Genomic DNA, 22,039 nt, shown 5'->3' with positions numbered 1-22,039 from the left:
TATTATCTTTAATCTTTTATAACTTACACTTATCATTAGAAACATACCAATATGCAAATGCTACAAATATCATTCCACCAATGATATTACCTAATGTTACTGCTGTTAAATTATATGCTAATCCACTTAAGGATACTACAGCCTTATGAGGTATCATTACTGATATTGATAAAAGTGTCATATTAGCAACACTGTGTTCAAAACCTGAGGTTATAAATGCAAACAAACACCAGAAAATCATGATAAGTTTTGCTGTTTCCTCTTTTAACTTAAAAGAACACCATACAGCTAAACAAACAAGTATATTACATAAAATGCCTCTTACTAAAAGTTCTATAAATGGTGCTGACATTTTTGCTGCAGAGGCTTTAATTATAAAATCTGCAGTTACTCCTTTTGAAAGTCCTGAATATACAAATAATGCAGCTAATATAATTGCTCCTATAAAATTTCCAACATAACTAAAGAACCACACACTAAACAAAGATTTCCATGTAACTTTCTTCTCTAGAATTCCAATGGTCATCACCATATTGTTCCCTGTAAATAGCTCCGATCCTGCCATAATAACAAGACTTAAGGCAATAGCAAAAGAAATCCCCATGACTATTTTAGTGGCTGGTGAATTTACCGAGGACAATGTGCCTCCAATAGTAAAAATTAATAAGATTCCAAAACCAACAAACGTTCCTGCTAAAGCAGATGCAATCACATATCTGCTTTTGCTATTTTTAAGAAAATTAGCTTTTTTAATAGATGCCTCACCTATTTTATTAATTTCTTCTTTAAACACCATTAACACCCTTTCCTATTCGTTATATATTTAACATAACATGTTTGTTAAAAAAATAATGTGATAATCATCACAATTATTAAATAATTCACTAAAGAATTTAAATATAAAAAGAGCTGTCATAAATAAAGACAGCTCTTCCAATGAGCAGAGAACCAAAATCTTAAGCAGGCATCCAAAATCTTAAGTAGATATCCCAAATCTATGATTTGGTGATAGTCACTTACACAGAGTGCTGATTTTGAGATGATCGCTTACACAGAGTGCTGATTTTGTGTGAATCGCTTACTCCTTTGAGAAATCGAAAAGGAGTTTCCATTTCTAATTTGAACTAATTATTTTCATCAAGTTCCTTAAACTTAATCTCCTTTAAGTATATGTCTTTCTTTTCTTCAACTTTGTTTTTACCAATATCATCGATGTTTGCTTTTATTGAATCAAACATTGTTTGAAGAGTTTTACTTGCAATGGATTCTAATTCATCAAATATTTCTTCAGCACCCTTCAATTTAGATACATATACATCTATTTGCTGATTAGATAGATTTTTAACTATTTTACTGATAACAAACTCTAAATCATCATTATCAGGAAGTACAACTATATCCCCTGTTTGTAATGATAAATACATTGGGTTGTCAGCTTCAATTCCCTCTACTAAATCTTCATAACTATCCTCTAGATCTTCTGATAACAAATAAAAATTAACTAATACTTTCATAAAAGTGTGTTCCCCTCCAATTTAATATAATTGTAATATGAGATATTATTATTTTTCTTCACATTAGTATTATATTGAATTGGCATTTATTGTGTGTATGTTTTTTATCTATCCTTAAAGTACTATGTGAAAATAATCATTAGTAAATATCTACTTGTGTTCCAATGGGAACAGTATCGTATAGTTTCTTCGCATCACTACTATTCATACGAACGCACCCATGACTGATTGCTTTTGATATTGACGAAGGAATGTCAGTTCCATGAATACCATAGATTCCAAAAGGGACATTAAGCCTCATGAAATGCCCACCAAATTGTTCTCCCCATAAACCCTTCATAATAATTTTCCAATGACCTAAAGGAGTAGGAGTACTAGGTTTACCAACAGCAACTGGATACTGTTTTATTAAAACATTGTTTTTGAATAATTTTAATATCCGCCTTCTTGTATTAATCTCAATACGATACATTAAAACACCTCCATTAATACAACTTATTCATCGATATATGTATTAATAATAAATTGTAAAGGAAAAATAAAAATAATTATAAAGGATGTGTTAGTTTTGGACTTAAGTATATCAGATCAAGCTATTAGAATATTTGTTGCTATTATTGTTGGAGGTATAATAGGCTTAGAACGAATGAAATTTCACAAAGCAGCAGGCGTAAGAACCCATGCGATTATAACAGTTATATGTACTATGTTAACAATAGTATCAGCCTATGGATTTGCTAAACTACCTGGTGCTAAAGATCCTACTAGATTGATATCAAATATACTGACTGGTGTAGGCTTTTTAGCAGGTGGGGTTATATATGTAACTACTAAAAAGGATGCTAAACATATAGAAGAAGGTGTCGTAGGATTGACGACTGCTGCGGGGATTTTTGGAGCTGCTATGCTGGGAATTCCAATTGGATTAGGACATTTTCAGTTAGTTATACTAACAGTAGCAGGTATAGAGTTATCTCTTAAAAGCGAGAACATAATAAAAAAGCTTCATATACTTAAGGAAAGTGATGAAGATCAAAAACTTGAGTGAAAAATGACCTATATATCCTGTATGTTTTCTTACACCAGGATATGTAGATCATTTCATAGGATATTTTTAATTTTAAGATTAACTTATATGTCTTTCTATCTTCCCTTAAAGTATAAAGATAGTTCTTCTGGGTCTTTTACAACTATTTTTTTGTCTAAAAATTTTATCATTCCTATTTTCTCGAAATTATTTATACACCTTGAAATTGTTTCTCTCGTGCTGCCTAACATATCTGCCAGATAGGTGATACTTATATTTAGGTTTATTAAAACTCCTTCTTCAGTCTGCATCCCATAATCTCTACAAAGCTTCCAGAGCTTTGCCGCTACCTTCTTATCCATTTTTATAGGTACAGTATTTTTGAGCTGCCTGTAAAGCCTTCTAATTTTTCTTGACATTGAGTTAATTATAATTTGAGATAAATTAAAGTCCTTAGACATTATTTCCAAAAGATCATTTTTATTTAAATAAACTATGTAGCTATCCTCAAAGGCCTCACAATTTATCGATGCAGATACGTTATCAAAAATAACTTCATTTATAAATTCTCCTCTACTAAGAATATAAATTACTCTTTTTTGACCTTCTTCTGAATTTCTAAACATAGTTACTTTTCCACTTAAAACTATATATACCTTATCAACATCATCTCTTTCTGAAAATAGCATTTGTCCTTTTTTCAATTTTATTTTTGAAGATTTCAACCTTAATTCTTTCTTAATTATTTCATTTAAATTATTAAATATAGTTAACTGATTGAAATCATCATATGTAACTTTACTCATAATGACGTCCCCTTTAAATTACAGAAAATCTGCACACCACCAAGGTAGTATGCAGTATTTATCAAGCTTAATATCATTACTTTTGGTCTTCATTAAATATTATAATTTTTTCATCCTTAACATCTACAACTATTTTATTATTTTGTGATATTTCTTCAAATAATATTTTATCTACAAAGAAAGGCTTAATTTCCTGTTGAACTACTCTGTTTATTTCTCTCGCTCCATACTCTGAATTAACTCCTTTTTGAGCAAGCCATGCATAACAATCTTCTGTTACACCAATTACTATATTCTTAGCTTTTAATTTTTCTTCAAATTCGCTTATGGTTTTTTTAGCTACTAACCTAGCCATATCTTCATCCATTTTATTAAATACAATTATTTCATCTAATCTATTTCTAAATTCAGGAGAAAATACTTTCTGTACTTCTGCATCAATAGCATCAAAGTGTATTTTTCTATTTCCAAAGCCCATAAGGGATTTTCCAATAGAAGAGGCTCCTGCATTAGAAGTCATGATTAATATTACATTCCTAAAATCTGTTTTTCTTCCAGTACTGTCTGTTACTGTAGCATAATCCATCAATTGAAGTAAAATGTTTAAAACATCTGAATGAACCTTTTCAATTTCATCTAAAAGAAGTACGCAATATGGAGTTTTTCTTATAGAATCTGTTAAAAGGCCTCCTTCTTCATATCCTACATATCCCGGTGGAGCTCCAATAAGCCTTGCAACGGTATGTTTTTCTTGATATTCGCTCATGTCAAACCTTATTAATGGAATATTTAACGATTTTGACAGTTGCTTACAAATTTCGGTTTTTCCTACTCCTGTAGGACCGACGAATAATAGGTTTGCAACTGGCTTATTATCATCATTAAATCCCGCTCTTGATCTTTTAATAGCACTTACAATAGTTTCTATAGCCTTATCTTGACCAAATATTTTTTCCTTTAAGTTTCTCTCTAAACCTTTAATTAATTCTAATTCGTTGGAAGAAACACTTTGCTCAGGTATCTTAGCTATAAAAGAAATAATTTTTTCTATATCATTAGAGTTAATAGTAACTGTATCTTCATTTTCTGAATGAAGTCTAACATAAGCCCCTACTTCATCAATGACATCAATGGCCTTGTCTGGAAGGTATCTATCATTAATATATTTTGCAGAAAGCTCTACCGCTGCTGTTAAAGCTTCCTTTGTATATTTAACATTATGAAATTCTTCATAGTTTTCCTTAATTCCAGATAAAATTCTATAAGTTTCTTCTACAGACGGTTCTGACACCTCAATCTTTTGAAACCTTCTAGATAATGCTTTATCTTTTTCAAAAACTTTTTTATATTCATCATATGTGGTAGAACCAATAAATCTTATTTTTCCTTCGGTTAAAAAAGGCTTAAGAATATTAGAAGCATCTAAGGAGCCCCCTGAAACAGCTCCAGCTCCTATTATTGTGTGGATTTCATCTATATAAACAATAGGTTTTTCTTCCTTCTCAATACCTTTAAGTACTTTTTTAATTCTCTCTTCAAAATCGCCTCTATATTTTGTCCCAGCAAGCATAGCACCTAAATCAATGGAATATATTTTACTGTTTTGAAGTAATTTAGGCACTTTATTTTCTGCTATTAATTTTGCTAATCCTTTTGTTATTGCAGTCTTGCCTACCCCTGGATCGCCTACATGTATAGGATTATTTTTAAGTCTTCTTGATAGAACTTGTATAGTTCTATCTAATATATCCTCTCTACCAATCAAAGAATCGAATTTCCCCTGTTCTGCTTTTTCTGTAAGCTCAACGGTAAACTCAGATAGTATTGATTTGCTGCTCACTTTTTCTTCATCTAACAGCATATCAAACTCTTCACTATCATCTTCCACCACTTCAAAGTCAAGTTCAGATATTCCGTGAGTTATATAATTTAAAATATCTAATCTTCTTATACCCTGCTTTTTCAAAAAATAACTAGCAAAACTCTCAGATTCGTCATATATAGATATAAAAATATCTCCAAGCTTAATGATATCTTTCTCTGCTGCTAAAACGTGTTCCCCTGCAGAAGATATTATATTTTGAACTCCAATAGTCTCCAGCGGTTCACCTTCATCTATAAGATCAATATTCTCATTAAAGTATTTAACTAAATCACTTTTTAAATCTTCTACACTTCCTCCAATGCCTTCTACCATATTTCTTCCCTCTTCAAAAAAGAGTGATGCATATAAGATATGCTCAGGTGTAAAATATTCATGCTTTGAATATTTTGCCTCATTATAAGCAGCAGCAATAACTTCATTTAATATTCCATCTAATCTCATAGCTATTCCTCTTCCATACTAAATTTTAGTGGGAAACCACTTTCTTCTGCCATATTTACGGCTTGTACTGTCTTGGTTGCCGCGATATCATATGAGTATACCCCAGCAACACCTATTCCTATTCTGTGTACGTCATACATAATTTTTGTAGCTTCAATAACTTGTTTTTTAAAAACTTTAACAAGTACTTCTATCACAAACTCCATGGTGGTATAGTCATCATTGTGAACAAGTACTTTATACATCTTAGGTTTTTTTATTATAATTTTTGTATCTTCTTTTAAAATAGATTTTTGTGACATTTTAACAACTCCATTAGTATAAATATTATAATTAAGATTATTTTAACATATGTGATTTAAAGTTAACATTGCTTTGTAATGAACATGTTTTACTTTCTTGTATACAACAAAAGGTTGTAAAATGTTCAATAAATCCATCAGAATCTTCATTTAAATATATAAAATTAAACTCTCTAGGTATATATATATCTTTTATTGGCACTATTTTAATTAAGCCTAGCTCAAGCTCTCTCTTAATTGTTTCTCTCGATATTATAGTGTACCCTAGATTTGACTCGACTAATGATTTAATAGCATTTATACTTCCAATTTCCATATAAGGTTTTATCATATTTAAATTATATCCAACTTCAACCAGCTTATTTTCAATTATTTTTCTAGTTCCAGACCCTTTTTCTCTTAATATCAAGTTCCCTTTTAAAACCTCTTGTAATTCTACATTTTCTCTTTTTGAAAAACAGTGTTTTGGTGATACTGCCAAAACAAGCTCATCATCTTTAAATTTCTTATATTTAAATAGACCTTTATCAAAAGGACCTTCTACAAGTGCTAAATCCAGCTTCATACTTAATAATCTTTCAATGATCTCTCTTGTATTACTTACTTGGAGAAGTATGTCTATATTTATATGTATATTTTTATATCTTCCTAAAATATAAGGAAGAACATAATCACCTATTGTTCTTGTTGCCCCTACATTATATGTTTTATTAATTCCTGATCTATTTCTAAGTTCCATATCTAATGTTCTATATAGCATTTCTAACTTTTGTGCATATTTAAATAAAATTTCTCCTTCTTCTGTCAGATCTATCTCTCTTCCCTGTTTCTTAATTAAAGTTACACCATAATAATCCTCTAAAAACTTAATATGTTGAGATACTGCAGGTTGGGTTAAATTTAATATTTGAGCTGCTTTGGTGAAATTCTTTATCTTACTGACAATTAAAAATGTATTCAATCTTAAGTCCAACACTTGCTTAAAGCCTCCCCAATATTTTTACAATCAAAAGCATTTTATATAATAAACCATAAAATGTAAATAAAAACGGGATTGTCAATTGTCAATCCTGCTCTTATTTTCTAATGTTTATATTTTATAATTCCAACTGCGATACCTATTATGTTTGTGCCCTCATCAGTTATAGGTATTGGGTTGTATTTGCTATTTTCAGGCATTAGTTTAATTCCACCTTTTCCTATTGAAAGCCTTTTTAGTGTAGCGCTTCCATCAATATCAACAGCAACAATATCATTATTTTGCGCAGCATATTGCTTTCTTATTACTACATAATCATTATCGTCAATGTTAGCATTTATCATACTGTCACCTTTAACCTTGAGTATAAAGCAGTCATTTACACCTTTTAACCAAAATTTAGGTATATAAAATTTATCTTCTATATCTGGATTTATTAATATAGGTTCTCCCGCTGCAATGTCGTTATAAACCGCAAGCTCTTTTAATTCGTCTTTTGTATACTCATCTTCTCTATCTTCATTCCTTACAATTACATCTGATATATCATTTATATCTCTAACAAAATCATATTTTCTATTATGTCGTATGTCATGATACTCAAAAGTTTCAATAGAAAGAACACTTTCGTAATAGTTATTTTTTTCTTCTGCATTCACTCTTTCTAAATTATTCATTTTTCCTTTCAGCTCCAAACTATCTGTATATGTATTCTTAAGAGAATAAGTTTTTATTTTTGTATCTATTCCAATACTATTGAGTTTTCTTCCTTTAACAAACCAACCATTAGGATTAGAATTGTTATCCTGACTATTTACCAAAAGCATACTGCCATATTCTTTATTATTTAACAATGCTTTTACAATTTCAAATTGTACTTTCGTAAAATTTTGAAACTCATCTACTATTATATGTGTGAACTTATTATTGAAATTCTTAATATAATCTAAGGCTATTAGGTCTCTTTCTTCACTATCTACTAAATGATTCTCTTCTAAGATTTTATTATATGACAGCATAAGATTAAAAATAGCTTCTCTTGATTTGGAATTTTTTAAAAGTCTTAGAGGACCTTCGCCCTTCTTAACCTTTCTTCCTGTTCTATCAGCACTTTGATATGCATCAATAGTATTGTAATTACAACATTTTATCCATTTTATTTCATCTATAAGAAATCTACTGTACTTCAAATCTAATATTTTTAATTTTTTATACCGTTCCTTTATAGTTTTTATACATTTATTTATTGTAATTATTTTATCCTCTTCTTTAATAATTGTATATTTGCTCTTTTCACTATTATTAAAGTATTTACATATAATATTTTCAATGCTGCAGAAACTTAACTTGTCCTCAGGATTAGTGAATAGTGTTATATATTCTAATTTATTGTTTTCCTCTACTTTATCATATATTTTTCTAGCAATATCCACATTTATATTTTTATCTGATACTATTAATACTGTGTCGTCCTCAAACAAACAATATTGATTCTTTAAATATATAGCTCTATGTATTGCTGCTGTGGTTTTTCCAGATGAAACCTTTCCTTTTAGCAAACTATATCCCAATTGTTTATTTAATACTATCCTTCTCTGAACTGCGTCTAATTTCACCTTTTCACCTCCAAACAGGAATATAAATCGATATATATATATTATAACTCAACTATCGCTATAATGGTTATAAAATATTTCGTGAATAATTCAATCTAAAAGAGGTTGTTAAATAAACAAACAACCCCTTTAATTATATTATGCACTTTTCCCTCTTCCTTCTTTGTTGTTTTTTTCGTAACTGCTGTACATAAGCCAAGCGACCACTGAGAAGAATACTGGTCCAGCTATGCTCCAAATTGTAGTCTTCACGTCACCATTTATAGCTGGTTCTATTATTGAAAATACATTAGCAAATCCTACAGTAAGCACAACTACTATTGTCCATATAAAAGCACTATTGTAAGTTTTATATACTGCAAATGGCTTTTCAATCCTTTCATTTTTCTTAAATGAAGGAAAAGCAATTGCTATAAACATATATGGAAGAGTCATCGCAACGTTAGTCATCGCAACTAATATATCAAAAAATTTTGACATCGAGTCTCCACCGAATGATACTAAAAATATTATTATACACACTATAGTAGCTTGAATCCACATAGCATTTAGAGGCATTCCACCTTTTAATTCTCCCATTTTCCCAGGCCACAGCCTAGTAGGAGTACCTTCTATTATTTGTTTTAACGGAGAGTATGTTAATGTAAAGAATGCTCCTGATAAGGCTAAAAACATTGAAAGTCCAACAAATCTTGCTATCCATGCACCCATAGCTACAGCAGTAGCTTCACTTGATCCAAATGCAGTTCCAAGTGCATATCCTAAATTAGCCATTACTACGTAACCTGCATTACCTAGATGAACACCTTGTGTATTCATAACCTGTGCCCAATTAGTGAATATACCAACCATAAATATACCTAATGAATATCCTATTGATATAATAACTGCTGATATAACAACTCCTTTAGGGAAGGTTCTTTCCGCATTTTCAGTCTGATCAACTAATCCACCAACAACCTCTATACCACCATAGGCGAATATAGCGTAAACTATAAATGCTAGAGAAACAATTGCATTTCCAACAAACTTAGGGTTTGGTGATTGTGTAAATGAACTTAACCCTTGAATAGGCTGCGCTAATTGCCCCTTATTTCCAACCAGAACCAACAATGCACCAACTAGCAAAACAATATTTAGTGCTGCAACAGCTGTTCCACCTAATGACGTTATTCTTTTGATTTTATCTAAACCTTTAGTGGATACATAAGTTACAAATATAATCCATAATATTCCTAATATTCCTAAGGTTTTAGGTCCTGATAATCCAAATAATGACCAAGCTTTTGTTGTATCTTTTCCGAATATTGCATTTGATATCGGAACCCATACGCCTGATGCAACATTTACCATCCAAATAATATAAGAAGCATACCACATAAAGGTGCCCATGAATGCAAATTTAGGTCCTATTGATTTTTCCATCCATGAATAAATTCCACCTCTTTCACTCTTAAAGGCTGCACCAAACTCAGCCATCATTAATGCAAAAGGAATGAAAAATGTTATTCCTGATAGAATATACCATGGAATAGCAGCATAACCCATTTTGTAGAATGATCTTGGTATATTATTAAATCCATATACAGAAGTAAAAATCATCAATACTAATGATACTAATGTTAATTTTTTTGTTGAATCTACATTTGAACCCATTTTTACCCTCCTTATTGATATCATTCATTTTTAATTTATCAAATTCGAATATTATTTATTTGTATATCAATAATATTCCCAGACTATTATATAAAATACTATTATATAGCGTAAAAAATAAACCTCGAAGAATGCTCTTTCTTCGAGGTTTGTAAATTTTAACAAATTATTAATGTAGGGTTACTAATTCGAAAGTTAGTTTCCCTATAATTTATTTTTAAAGTTGAATAACCTTGCTTTTACGGAGCATAAATAAATTTATGACCACAATTTGTACATTCAAAATGCATATTATTATCTTCATTACTTCTACATACCTTAAAGATTTCTCCAGTGCATTTGGAGCATATAGTGGGAAAAATTGAGTTCATTTCTCGGTTAAGTTTCTCTGCTGATTTACATTCTGTACATATCATAATCACCTTTAGCCTTTGTACACTAATCTTAAATCTATTTCCTTTGCAACCCTCTTTTTTACATACTACGGTATTTAACATTATACCATCTCCCTCCTATTTTTTAATATTCAAAAAGAGATGATAATATGCCTGTAAGGAGAGTTTCCTCTCCTCATAGCTGTTACCACTCGTAATCCCTGTGACTAAACTGACTGTTGTCCCTGTTGGTGCAATATATTATATTGGAATATATTATATTGAAATTATTGACAATCACAGCTTAAATATACAATAATAAGATCTAGAAAAACCTAGGATTATTGTACACACTTCATTATTTTGCTTATATACTTCCTATCATTGCTTATCCTTATGAGGCTTTGGATAAAATACTTATCTTTACTTTTGGGCATCTCCTTTCTTTCTATTAACTTAATCATAACCATACAAATATTATAATTTCTCACATGAGTGTGCCCTTCCTTAAAATTTTTATGCCTGTTGTGAACTATATAACCATCTCCCGCTTTATAAATCTTAAAATCTGGGTTTTGATATATTTGTACACTCACTGCACTTCACCTCATAAACATATTAACATTATTTCGTTATAAAAATATTAAGTTTTTTTTAATATTATGACAATAAATTAAAAAGTTTTTTATTATATATTTTATTATATTTATTATGTAGTTTAACTGTTACAAAGTATTCAGTGAAAACTATAAAGTGAAAAAGCCAGGTAGAATATGTCTACCTGGCAGTTAACTTTAGCTATGTTCTATTTTAAACCTTGCTCATAAGCTTCTACCATTTTCTTAACCATGTTTCCGCCTACTGATCCAGCTTCTCTTGAAGTAAGATCTCCATTATAGCCTTCTTTTAAGTTTACTCCAACTTCTCTAGCTGATTCCATTTTAAATTGATCTAATCCTTGTTTAGCTTGTGGAACTAGTACTCTATTACCTCTACTTGCCATAAATTTATTCCTCCTTAAAATATATTTTATTTTCTGTAATTTATTTGATTGTACTATAAGTTTGCGCGATTTTTAAATTATTAATCTATTAAATTACATACAAAAACTCTATTAATTACTATTTATGGTTTATAAGCTCATATTTTATAATTTTATGTCGTTTTTTATTTAATCTTATATAAATATACTTCAAGCATAATGGTATATTTTTTAAAAAATATGGTTAAAATTATTTTTGTGTTGCTATAATAAAATTCCTTTATAATATTTACTTAAAAATAGAACACTCCTAATTAGATAGGAGTGTTCTTAAAATGTTATTTCTATATATTAAATTTATATTGTCAAATCATACTAACTGATGTAAATTATTAGAACACTTTAATAGAATCAAAAGGAAATACTCTTACTACAGCATGTCCTTTTAAGTCCTTTAAATTTATAGGTCCTAATATTCTGCTATCAATACTATTAGTTCTATTATCTCCTAATACAAATACACATCCACTGGGAACAGTATATCTGGACTGAGTTGATAATGGTTCTGTTATATCATTTGCAGAAAGATAGTTCTCATTTAATACATTTCCATTTAAGTACACATGCCCATTTTTTATTTCAACAACATCACCAGCTACGCCTATCACTCTTTTTATGTAATAATCTCCATTCGCATCCTTAGAGTCAAATACAACTATCTGACCTCGTTTAACATTAGCTGTTTCTGTACTTATCTTTTCTAAAAATAATATATCTTTATTGTGAAGAGTAGGCTGCATTGAAGGTCCTTCAACAGTTGCCCTTGCAAATACATAGTTGTGAAATATCAAAGCTATAAACAATGCTGCGATAATAGAAATCACATATTCTTTTATTTCTTTCACTAATTTGTTATTCATATGCTCATCTCCTTTAAGTTATTTAATTAATTTTATCATAACTTTATTTAAAATCTTATATTAAATTTTAAAATATTTATTAAAATTTATCCTTCTCTACACTTGAATTCTTTATCCGATGGCTATCACCCGCAATGCTCATGAGCAAACTCTACCTGAGCCTAAGAATCACTTGATATATTACTTTAGGAATAGTCATACTATTTTTTCCATGGATATAAGTAAATAAATAGAGAAAAATAAAACAAGTAAGAGAGGTGACAATTTATGCAAAATAATGTAGGTTTAGCTCCACATGAATTATTAGAGTTACATGAATTAATGAATAGTGAAATTGTAAGCTTAAAAAGAACTGAAGCAAGTATGTCAATGGTAAACGATAATGAGTTGAAGAATTACATGCAGCAATGTTTAAATTCTAAAAAGTCAGCCCTTCAGCAAATGCAAAACTTTATTAACAATCAATGTAATTTAGGCAACAATCAAAATAACAATGCTAATCAAAACAACCAGAGTAATCAGCAGAATAATCAACAGAATAATCAACAGAATAATCAACAGAATAATCAGCAAACTAGCCAAAACAATCAAAATAACCCAAGTAATCAAAGTAACCAAAATAATCAAAGTAACCAAAACAATCCGAGTGGTGGTACTTTCGGTTAACAAGACCTAGATAGGAGGTAATATAATAATGTCATGGATAGACAATGCTTGCAATATCATGTCAAGTAATACTCAAAATAACAGTAACAATAATAATAATAATAATAATAATAATAATGGCTGTAATAACAACAATAGTAACAATGGCTGTAACAATAATAACAACGATTCCAACTCAAATAACAGCGCTAAAGATAAGGGGATAGCTTTAGAGTTGCTAACTATGTCCAAGTCTGATATTGTCGCACTTGCTTCAGTAATTACTGAAATAACCAATCCTCAGCTTAGAGAATTGTTAGGTTCACAGCTTACTAATTCATTAAACGAACATTATAGACTATCAGACATAGCAGTGAACAAACAATGGTATAATGCTTTTTCAACTCCACAGCAGCAACTTCAACAAGATGTTGAACAGGCACAAAATTTATCACAGTGAACTCTATTATTAAGCTATTATCTATGTTTATATATACGCCTTCTAATAGTGATAGTATAATCTTAAGCTTAGCTGAAGCTTATATAAATAGTCTTGGAGTTGACCAAGACTATTTTAAATTCTTTCTTCATTTCATCATATCTTGAAAAATTTCACTTTAATGACTTTAAAAAAACATGGTAAAAGTATATAATTTTCTGTAAACAATGTATTAAGGAGGACAAAATGAACAGCATACCATTTGTTGAAATTTACAATAGAATTATAAGAAGACTGACTAGTGCAAAATGGCTGCAAAAATTCAATATAGATAAATATTTAATAGATAAACATTTTAGAAACAAGAACTTTTCTGATGCTTTAAAAGACCTCATAGAAACAAATAACTTTACTGCTAAAAAAACTCTTGAGTTGTGCTTACCTCTGCTTAATGAGTTAGCAAAAGAAAAAGCACCTTCTGATTGGCTTAGTTATATACATCAATACACTTTATACAAAAATTTCCCTGAAACTGTCTCTGTAAAACTACTAGATGAGTTAATTTCATCCTGTGAGACATTTTTAAGAATTTTTCGTGTAATCTGTGAAGTTCAGAAAGATTCTTCTGATGGAACTTGGCAAAGCTTATATGCTATGAACTTTTTAACTCTGCAAGAAGAAAATGAGCTTGAGCACCCAGAAGAATATAGAAGATTTGTTAGAGCTTTTAACGACAATTACTCTTATGAAATGATGAAGATAAACGGAGAAATAACTGGTTTTACTACACTAGATCATGTATGCGGCGTTCATTATCTTTCATTATTTATCGCACGTCAATTAAAATCCATCGGAACACCAGTAGACTTAGGTAGAGTTTCAGGTGCTGCCGGAGGGCATGACATAGGAAAGTATGGATGCAAAGGAATGGAGTTAAAACGGGTTCCTAGGCTCCACTATTACTATACAGATCAATGGTTTAAAAGATATGGAATAAATTATATAAGGAATATAGCTATTAATCACTCTACCTGGGATTTAGAGCTTGAAAATCTATCTATTGAATCCCTGCTTCTTATATATTCTGATTTTAGAATAAAAGATGAATATATAAATGGAAAAGCTAAAATGAAGGTTTATCCCCTTGAGGACTCTTTTCACGTTATTTTAAACAAACTTGAAAATGTTACTGGTGAGAAAAGCAAAAGATATAAAAGAGTTTATTCTAAATTGAAAGACTTCGAAGATTTTCTTATTAATTTAGGCATAGATACTGAACCTAAATCAAAGTTTATTCTATCAAAAATACCAAAACAGCACTATACCCTATTTCAAGGAAATGGAATTGTGCAAAATCTAAAATATCTTTCTATAAGTCATAATATAAACCTAATGTATCACCTTCGTGACGAATACTCACTTGATGCCTTATTAGAAATGGCAAGGAGCGAAAAGGATTGGAAAAACTTAAGAGAATACGTAAGAATATTTCAAGAATATTCCACATATCTTACTCAAAAACAAAAACTTCAAACTATTAAATTTTTATATGAAAATCTAGTACATCCTGAAGATGATATACGAAGACATTGTGCTGAATTAATAGGAAGCCTCATTGCTATTTTCGATGAGGAGTATAGAAAAGAAATTCCGGAAAACGTAAAATTAGAAACTAGTTCTATTTGTAGTGTTGATCTGCTAAAGGAATACTTTGAATTAATGCTTTCTCCTGGACATAAGGTTATACCCTCTCATAGATTCAATATAGGATACAGCATAAGTATCATGGTGAATTCCCTATTTGTAAATTGCAGAAAAAGATCCTATTATAAGATCTATAAAGAAATCATATTCAATTTTTATAAAGACGAAAGATATAAAAGCAGTGATTGCGACTTGTTCTTACTAGAAACTGTTAAATATATACCTTTTGATGCATATGAAGATGATATTGATATAATTTATTATTATGTATTTTCTAAATTGACAAAGAGAAGTAGTGTTACCAGACTCGAAGCATTAGAAACTATGCTGAGTTTAATTCATGAGCTTCCGACAGAACATCCATTTATACAAAAGTTAAGGCAGCATTTCTTAAATATAACTAAAAAAAGCAAGGTTCCTGCTGAAAACCTTTTACTTTATAAAATAAATAATGCCTTAAATATAAAAAAGAATATAGAGTACTTTAAGTCACACTGTCAATTAAATAAAAACACTGTAACAGATATATTCTTAAGTAACCTAAAAACTGCCACCGACTGGATTAGGAAAAGAAATCAAGTAGAATTACTTTTAGATCATGCATTAAATAATTCCCAATCTACTGGACTCCATACAGCTATACATTTTTGTAATCTGTTAAAGGTAAGTGCAATAGAGAGTGTTAGGAATAGAGCTGGAAGCGCAGTTTTAATGATTATGCCTTATCTAACTTTAGCAGAACGAAATGAAGTGGCTGTAGAATTATTCCGTGCACTTGAAATTGAGGGAAACAAATTTACTGAATATATACCACGATACGCTGGTCAAGCAATCCTATGGCTTCAACCTAAAGAATTAGATGAGGTAATTAATGATTCCATAGTGAAGATTAAATCATCTAATATTAATCTTAAGTCACTAATATTGAAGACTATAGGAATAACTATTTCATACTATGATCTTTATAAAGACAGATTTGAGGAAAATGAAAATTCTTATTATAAAAGACTAAATAAAATGTTCGGAATTCTCCTTAATGGTCTAGGAAATTATGATCCTCAGGTTAAACAAGCAGCCTTTAGTGTTATAGGTAAAGATATTTTTGGCGCTCCATATCTTGGACTAAAGAAAAAGGCTGATATATTTAAACTTATAGCTAAAAAAGTACTTACATTAATTACAAGTAATGAAAATGCGGAACTTCTATTTTTAACAAGATCAGCAAGTTTAAATCATATATATAGATTTATATCAGATTTTAACTTTTTTCATGGAAAGATAGATATACCTCTCCCAGAAAAGATTGCATTTTTCCCTGGAACTTTTGATCCATTCTCTCTTAGTCACAAAGAAATTGCAAAATATATAAGGGATTTAGGCTTCGAAGTGTATCTAGCCATTGATGAGTTCTCTTGGTCTAAAAAAACGCTTCCTAGTCTTTTAAGAAGAAACTTAGTTAATATGTCTATTTCAGATGAACTTAATATATATATTTACCCTGATATTCTTCCAACAAATATAGCAAATCCAGATAGTCTAAAGATCTTAAGAGAAAATTTTCTAGACTCTGAGGTATATATTGCTATAGGAAGTGATGTTCTCTTAAATGCATCAAGCTATAAATTGCCTAAGACGGAGAATTCTATCCATACTTTTGCTCATATAATTTTTGAGAGAGGTAAAAGCAAGAAATTTAGCAGTGCAGTAAAAAATATAGAAAAAGATGTTATAGTTCTTACATTATCATCTAAATACTCAGAGCTGAGCTCTACACAAATAAGAAGCTATATAGATGAAAATAGAGATATTTCTAGTCTTGTAGACCCCTTAGCACAACAGTATATTTATGATAATGGTTTTTATCAAAGAGAAGCACAAGATAAGTCATTAATAAAATCTCCTTGGCTGGATACAGAGGTTATTGATATTCTTTCTGCTGATTTCATAAATATAATATGCGAAAGTATATCTGAGTCAGATGAAGAGTTTAAAGAAAAGCTTATATCTATATCTTCTAAACCTTCAGCTAGAATAATGCTATTAAAAAATACCAATACTAACCAAATCCTAGGTTTCTCTGTTTTTCATTGGATTCGTTCTGCTACTTTGTACGATGAATTTAGAAACTCTGAGGTATCACAGTATATACGTGAAAATAGTGTAGGAAGAATAATACTGATAGATGGCTTATATATAAAAAATTACGATAAAAACAATGAACTAGAGCAAATATTACTTACAGAAACTTTGACTTCGTGCATTTCAAGGGATTATGAGTATGGTATATTTAAAAATATATTCAGCAATAAATTTTGCTCTGACAGCATATATGATTTACTTAAACTAAATGGATTTATTAAAATTCCCTTTTGTGATGAAAGTAACCCTGTTTTTGCAGTTAATATGAGTACTCCTTGTATACTAAATCTTGACATACAAAATATAATAAAAGAGCCTTTTAGAAGCAATCCTAGGGTAAGAAATGTATTATCTACTTCACGAAAGAAACTGCAGGAAGCCATTATAAAGCTTTATCCTGGAGAACTGCTTATTCCCTTTGATGTTAACTTTGTATATCAAAATATGATAAGAAAAATATGCGAAGAAAATGGTGTACCAACTCAAACAGTTCTTCCTAAAAAGCTAGGACCATCCATGTGTGTACCTTATGGAGATATATTGAGAAGGTACGTAATACCAAATACGGTGACAAAATCACTGCATACAGAAAAGCTCTTTTATCCTGATATGAGAAGATTTATTATTGGAGAATTTCCTCACTACCTTGATCTAAAAACTCAAGTAAAAATGATAAAATCCTTTAATCGCACAGTTATATTAGTAGATGATCTACTTCATAAAGGATATAGAATAAAGGCTTTAGATCCTATTTTTAAAAATGAGGATGTAAAAGTACAAAAGATTATTGTTGGAGTTTTGTCTGGAAGAGGAAAAGATTTAATGGATATGCAGAACAGACAAGTTGATAGCGTATATTTTATACCAAGACTTAAAATATGGTTTAATGAGAATTCTTTATATCCCTTTATAGGAGGAGATGCATTATGGCGCGGCGTTTATCCTGAGAGAAACCTTCTGCCATCTATAAACTTAATTTTACCATATACTTACCCTGCTTTTATCAGAAAATCCTCAAAAGCGGATATATATAATTTATCTAAAACTTGTATAGAAAACTCTATCAACATACTGGAAGTATTAGAAAGTGAATTTCATTCAATGGAGGAAAAAAATTTAACTCTAGGCTCCTTAGGCCAAGTACTTACAATACCTAGATGCCCTGAACACGGAGAAAATATGGAATATAACTTAAATCTAAATGCCTCCAGCTATTTAAAAAATGATCTTGAACTTTTATTAAGGCTTAGCCATGCATTTAAATAATACTAAATAAAATTTGATGAAAGGACTAGATTGATATATGTCTAAAGACTTATTTTACTACACATTAAAAAATAAACTATTAATTTCAAATGAAAAGTATGATCTCCAGGAAATTACGGAGGAATCTGCTAAAAATTTTAGTGGAAGAATCTTCTCGTTAAATAATATTGATCAATATAAATCTAGAAGGTCCTATTGTGTAACATCTACAAGTAATTTATTTATAGAAAAAGAAAACTTGGAACTTCTAAAAGATGTAACTAATCATAATCTAAATATTCCTGATTGGATAACAGAACATATATATAATAGAAATGTTACTTCTATAAATACTGCTTATAAGGATTGGCAGGAAGCTCTAGATTCACATTTTCCTATAATATGTGAAAATATAAAACCCACAAAAAAATGGAGTCTCACAGTTGTTGGTCTTGGTGATGTAGGCGGAACGCTGATTACCGGACTTAGGCTTTTAGGTGGAGACTGTATATCCCATATAAATATATACGATAAGGATGAAAATAAAGTAACAAGATGGGAGTATGAGTGTAATCAAATTCTACCGCCGGATTATAACAGTAATTATCCCACCGTTTATGCTGTGAAAGAAGAAGATTTATTTAACTGCGATATGTTTGTCTTTTGTGTGTCTGTTGGCGTACCTGAGGTTGGCAATGAAATTTCAGATGTGAGGCTTACACAGTTTCAAGGTAACTCAAAAATTATTAGTTACTACACAAATCTAGCTGCCAAGAACAACTTTAAAGGTATCTTTGCAGTAGTTTCTGACCCTGTAGACTTACTTTGTAAAACAGTTTTTGAAGAAGGTATTAAATACACCTCTGATCAGTGCCCTTCTCTCATGCCAGAGCAGATTAGAGGTTATGGACTTGGTGTAATGAATGCCAGAGCGTGTTATTATGCCAAACAGAGAGATGATTGTAAACACTATCTAGAATATGGTAGAGCCTTTGGTCCTCATGGTGAAGGACTCATAATAGCAGATAGTATAGATAACTATAATGAAGGGCTATCAGAGTACTTAACGACTAAAACAAAAAAAGCTAACTTAGAGGTTCGGTCTATAGGATTTAAGCCTTATATAGCTCCTGCTTTATCCTCTGGAGCATTCTCTCTTATAGCTACAATAAAAGGTGATTGGCATTATAGTGCTACTTTTATAGGAGGGACTTTTATGGGATGCAGAAATAGATTGCTTCCCGGTGGCATAGAGCTGGAAACCTATAAAAATATGCCTGATAGCCTATATAAGAAACTATTAGAAACCTATAATTCTCTACTATAGGGTTTCTAGCCCGAAAGTTAACTTATACAACCGGATATGTTAATTTTCTAGTTAGTTTCCCTATACAATAAATTAAATATATTGCGGGGTGATGGTATGGAAATTCTGTATGTTATAGCTCCAAATGAAGATTTATCTGAACAGCTTCAACTTATGATAGAAGCCTTTAGTAGGAATTTTGATTCTGTCATATATATAAGAGAGTTCAAAGATTGTCTATGCTTGAAGGATAAAAAAATATTATTTGTACTGGAGTTAGGATTTACAGGCTTTGATTTACCAATGCTTAAATTTTTCGAATCACTAAAGAATAAAGGTAATGACATTTTTTATGGTTCAATAGCCTCCCTACTTGTTCATAGTTCAAGTGAGCTTGGTACTAAAGGAGCCGCTCAAGACATAGTTTTTATGACTAATAACCTCGGATGCAGCTTTATAGGGCACCCTTTAGTTGAAGCCACCGAAAGCTTACGAAACTTTTTAACCTGGCAAAAAACTCTTCAGATTCCACTTAAGGATATATGTATTCATTTATGTAATAACCTTGGTAAAAGACTTTTAGACTATAAAAATGTTTCTCATGATAAAACTGGAAAAAACATTACAGTATTATATTCTTCACCACACAAAGCTTCAAATACGCTTGAACTATGGCATATGGCTTCTAAGAACTTAACTAATTTTATAATTAATGAGATTCAAATTGAAAATGGTAAAATATTAGATTGTAAAGGATGTTCATATACCTTATGCCTTCACTATGGTAAAAAGAATCGCTGCTTTTATGGAGGATTTATAACAGAAAATGTACTTCCTGCTATTGAAAAAGCGGATTCAATAGTATGGCTATGTCCAAACTATAATGATGCAATTGCAGCGAACTTAACTGCTACAATAAACAGACTTACAGTTTTATATCATAAAACTGGCTTTCATGATAAGTCGACCTTCGGCGTTATTGTGTCAGGAAACTCTGGCAGCGACTCTGTAGCCAAACAACTTATTGGAGCTTTAAATATTAACAAAGGTTTTATGCTTCCACCTTATGCTATAATTACTGAGACAGCTAATGACCCTAATTCCATATTTAAAATTGAAGGAATTGAAAATAAAGCAAAAATTTTTGCAAAACATATAGCTGAGGGTCTATAATAGTACTACAGTATATTTTAACAAGAAGGTGATTTTAATTGTATAAAAAAGGTGATTTTCATCTACACACCAAAAACTCTGATGGTAAGCTATCTCCTATAGAGCTAGTTAACTTAGCAAAACAAGAAGGTGTAGATATTATAGCTATAACAGACCATGATACAATTGCTGGGGTAGAAGAAGCGGTACAATATGGCGAAAGCGTAGGAATAAAAGTTATACCTGGTGTGGAACTTTCTACATTGTATAATGGTAAAACTGTACACATCCTAGGATATTTTAGTGATGTGAGCAAAATAAATGATAATTTTAAAGACTTTCTTAAGGAAATGAATGATTACAGAATATTCAGAGCTAAAAAGATAGTCGAGAACTTAAAGGATATTTTTAATATAAAGCTTGATTATGAAAAGATATTAGAGGATGCTCATGGCATAGTGGCAAGACCTCATATTGCTAAAGCTATATTGGAAGAGGGATATGACTACAGTTGGGATGATATATTTGAAAATTTCATTGGAGATGATAGCCCAGCTTACATCCCAAACAAAAAGTTGAGCACCGAAGAAGGTATAAAACTTCTGCAATCTATGAATGCCTTAACTGTGCTGGCGCACCCAGTATTGATAAAAAGAATAAACTTAGAAGATCTTTTAAAGCTTCCCTTTCATGGTATTGAAGCTATATACTCAATTAATACTAAAGAAGATAGTGAAAGGTTATTAAATTACGCAAACAAATACAATAAAATAGTTACCGCTGGTTCTGATTTCCACGGTATAGCTAATAACGATTCAAAACACGCCTCTACTGTCGGAGAAGTATTTTTAGATGAAAAAGGTATTGAGCTATTTTTAGAAAAACTTAACAGCATTTAATTAAAAGA

19 protein-coding genes are annotated in these 22,039 nt (G+C 30.4%); 7 read left to right on the top strand and 12 right to left on the bottom strand.

The features are described from left to right. Window positions 1-16: 16 nt before the first annotated feature. The 3 genes from ACZ5N4_RS13315 to ACZ5N4_RS13305 all read right to left on the bottom strand — a co-directional run bounded on the left by ACZ5N4_RS13315 (window position 17) and on the right by ACZ5N4_RS13305 (window position 1,986). Window positions 17-793: a formate/nitrite transporter family protein gene (locus tag ACZ5N4_RS13315; RefSeq protein ID WP_464210935.1), complete on the bottom strand. Its 777-nt coding sequence runs from the start codon at window positions 791-793 to the stop codon at window positions 17-19. A 331-nt stretch (window positions 794-1,124) separates the two neighbouring features. Further along, window positions 1,125-1,514 carry a hypothetical protein gene (locus ACZ5N4_RS13310; protein WP_464210660.1) on the bottom strand — a complete coding sequence of 130 codons (390 nt, stop codon included), beginning with the start codon at window positions 1,512-1,514 and terminating at the stop codon, window positions 1,125-1,127. Between the two features lie 139 nt (window positions 1,515-1,653). Beyond that, window positions 1,654-1,986 carry a L,D-transpeptidase gene (locus ACZ5N4_RS13305; RefSeq protein WP_464210658.1) on the bottom strand — a complete coding sequence of 111 codons (333 nt, stop codon included), beginning with the start codon at window positions 1,984-1,986 and terminating at the stop codon, window positions 1,654-1,656. A gap of 96 nt (window positions 1,987-2,082) precedes the next feature. On the opposite strand from ACZ5N4_RS13305, the gene ACZ5N4_RS13300 reads away from it, so the two are divergent. Next, window positions 2,083-2,562, top strand: coding sequence for an MgtC/SapB family protein (locus tag ACZ5N4_RS13300; RefSeq protein ID WP_464210656.1), 480 nt, complete (start codon window positions 2,083-2,085; stop codon window positions 2,560-2,562). 95 nt (window positions 2,563-2,657) lie between these two features. Here ACZ5N4_RS13300 and ACZ5N4_RS13295 read toward each other — a convergent pair whose 3' ends face one another. From ACZ5N4_RS13295 to lepB, 9 genes are all read right to left on the bottom strand, one after another. After that, window positions 2,658-3,347, bottom strand: a complete 690-nt coding sequence (locus ACZ5N4_RS13295; RefSeq protein WP_464210654.1) for a Crp/Fnr family transcriptional regulator — start codon at window positions 3,345-3,347, stop codon at window positions 2,658-2,660. 76 nt (window positions 3,348-3,423) lie between these two features. After that, window positions 3,424-5,673, bottom strand: a complete 2,250-nt coding sequence (gene clpA, locus ACZ5N4_RS13290) for an ATP-dependent Clp protease ATP-binding subunit ClpA (protein ID WP_464210652.1) — start codon at window positions 5,671-5,673, stop codon at window positions 3,424-3,426. A 2-nt stretch (window positions 5,674-5,675) separates the two neighbouring features. After that, a complete protein-coding gene (locus tag ACZ5N4_RS13285; protein ID WP_464210650.1) occupies window positions 5,676-5,975 on the bottom strand; it encodes an ATP-dependent Clp protease adaptor ClpS in 300 nt (99 codons plus the stop codon). Between the two features lie 37 nt (window positions 5,976-6,012). Beyond that, a complete protein-coding gene (locus ACZ5N4_RS13280) occupies window positions 6,013-6,951 on the bottom strand; it encodes a LysR family transcriptional regulator (RefSeq protein WP_464210648.1) in 939 nt (312 codons plus the stop codon). Window positions 6,952-7,058: 107 nt separating this feature from the next. Further along, entirely contained in the window at window positions 7,059-8,570 is a 1,512-nt protein-coding gene (locus ACZ5N4_RS13275) for a LexA family protein (RefSeq protein ID WP_464210646.1), read from the bottom strand. A gap of 138 nt (window positions 8,571-8,708) precedes the next feature. After that, complete coding sequence (gene yjeM / locus ACZ5N4_RS13270; protein ID WP_464210644.1) at window positions 8,709-10,226, bottom strand: glutamate/gamma-aminobutyrate family transporter YjeM; 1,518 nt, start codon at window positions 10,224-10,226, stop codon at window positions 8,709-8,711. A gap of 239 nt (window positions 10,227-10,465) precedes the next feature. After that, window positions 10,466-10,723 carry a hypothetical protein gene (locus ACZ5N4_RS13265; RefSeq protein WP_464210642.1) on the bottom strand — a complete coding sequence of 86 codons (258 nt, stop codon included), beginning with the start codon at window positions 10,721-10,723 and terminating at the stop codon, window positions 10,466-10,468. Between the two features lie 682 nt (window positions 10,724-11,405). After that, complete coding sequence (locus ACZ5N4_RS13260; RefSeq protein ID WP_178907624.1) at window positions 11,406-11,603, bottom strand: alpha/beta-type small acid-soluble spore protein; 198 nt, start codon at window positions 11,601-11,603, stop codon at window positions 11,406-11,408. A gap of 371 nt (window positions 11,604-11,974) precedes the next feature. After that, window positions 11,975-12,502 (bottom strand): signal peptidase I, encoded by a 528-nt coding sequence (lepB, locus tag ACZ5N4_RS13255; RefSeq protein ID WP_464210640.1) that lies wholly within the window; start codon window positions 12,500-12,502, stop codon window positions 11,975-11,977. Between the two features lie 267 nt (window positions 12,503-12,769). On the opposite strand from lepB, the gene ACZ5N4_RS13250 reads away from it, so the two are divergent. From ACZ5N4_RS13250 to ACZ5N4_RS13225, 6 genes are all read left to right on the top strand, one after another. Continuing rightward, window positions 12,770-13,168, top strand: a complete 399-nt coding sequence (locus ACZ5N4_RS13250) for a hypothetical protein (protein WP_464210638.1) — start codon at window positions 12,770-12,772, stop codon at window positions 13,166-13,168. A 28-nt stretch (window positions 13,169-13,196) separates the two neighbouring features. Continuing rightward, window positions 13,197-13,607 (top strand): spore coat protein, encoded by a 411-nt coding sequence (locus tag ACZ5N4_RS13245; protein ID WP_464210636.1) that lies wholly within the window; start codon window positions 13,197-13,199, stop codon window positions 13,605-13,607. Between the two features lie 225 nt (window positions 13,608-13,832). Then, a complete protein-coding gene (locus ACZ5N4_RS13240; RefSeq protein WP_464210634.1) occupies window positions 13,833-18,695 on the top strand; it encodes a nucleotidyl transferase family protein in 4,863 nt (1,620 codons plus the stop codon). Window positions 18,696-18,732: 37 nt separating this feature from the next. Beyond that, window positions 18,733-20,001 (top strand): lactate/malate family dehydrogenase, encoded by a 1,269-nt coding sequence (locus tag ACZ5N4_RS13235; protein WP_464210632.1) that lies wholly within the window; start codon window positions 18,733-18,735, stop codon window positions 19,999-20,001. Window positions 20,002-20,097: 96 nt separating this feature from the next. Further along, window positions 20,098-21,153, top strand: coding sequence for a flavodoxin family protein (locus ACZ5N4_RS13230; protein WP_464210630.1), 1,056 nt, complete (start codon window positions 20,098-20,100; stop codon window positions 21,151-21,153). Between the two features lie 38 nt (window positions 21,154-21,191). Continuing rightward, window positions 21,192-22,031, top strand: a complete 840-nt coding sequence (locus ACZ5N4_RS13225) for a PHP domain-containing protein (protein ID WP_464210628.1) — start codon at window positions 21,192-21,194, stop codon at window positions 22,029-22,031. Window positions 22,032-22,039: the final 8 nt, after the last annotated feature.

Source organism: Clostridium nitrophenolicum (genome assembly GCF_055391695.1).
This window is presented reverse-complemented; position numbering and strand designations above follow the sequence as displayed.

Bases quoted from the DNA above. Each gene is read 5' to 3' on its own strand.
- ACZ5N4_RS13265 (WP_464210642.1), bottom strand. From the start codon at position 10,723: ATGTTAAATACCGTAGTATGTAAAAAAGAGGGTTGCAAAGGAAATAGA.
- ACZ5N4_RS13295 (WP_464210654.1), bottom strand. From the start codon at position 3,347: ATGAGTAAAGTTACATATGATGATTTCAATCAGTTAACTATATTTAAT.
- ACZ5N4_RS13250 (WP_464210638.1), top strand. From the start codon at position 12,770: ATGCAAAATAATGTAGGTTTAGCTCCACATGAATTATTAGAGTTACAT.
- yjeM (WP_464210644.1), bottom strand. From the start codon at position 10,226: ATGGGTTCAAATGTAGATTCAACAAAAAAATTAACATTAGTATCATTA.
- ACZ5N4_RS13245 (WP_464210636.1), top strand. From the start codon at position 13,197: ATGTCATGGATAGACAATGCTTGCAATATCATGTCAAGTAATACTCAA.
- clpA (WP_464210652.1), bottom strand. From the start codon at position 5,673: ATGAGATTAGATGGAATATTAAATGAAGTTATTGCTGCTGCTTATAAT.
- ACZ5N4_RS13230 (WP_464210630.1), top strand. From the start codon at position 20,098: ATGGAAATTCTGTATGTTATAGCTCCAAATGAAGATTTATCTGAACAG.
- ACZ5N4_RS13285 (WP_464210650.1), bottom strand. From the start codon at position 5,975: ATGTCACAAAAATCTATTTTAAAAGAAGATACAAAAATTATAATAAAA.
- ACZ5N4_RS13305 (WP_464210658.1), bottom strand. From the start codon at position 1,986: ATGTATCGTATTGAGATTAATACAAGAAGGCGGATATTAAAATTATTC.
- lepB (WP_464210640.1), bottom strand. From the start codon at position 12,502: ATGAATAACAAATTAGTGAAAGAAATAAAAGAATATGTGATTTCTATT.
- ACZ5N4_RS13260 (WP_178907624.1), bottom strand. From the start codon at position 11,603: ATGGCAAGTAGAGGTAATAGAGTACTAGTTCCACAAGCTAAACAAGGA.
- ACZ5N4_RS13235 (WP_464210632.1), top strand. From the start codon at position 18,733: ATGTCTAAAGACTTATTTTACTACACATTAAAAAATAAACTATTAATT.
- ACZ5N4_RS13240 (WP_464210634.1), top strand. From the start codon at position 13,833: ATGAACAGCATACCATTTGTTGAAATTTACAATAGAATTATAAGAAGA.
- ACZ5N4_RS13310 (WP_464210660.1), bottom strand. From the start codon at position 1,514: ATGAAAGTATTAGTTAATTTTTATTTGTTATCAGAAGATCTAGAGGAT.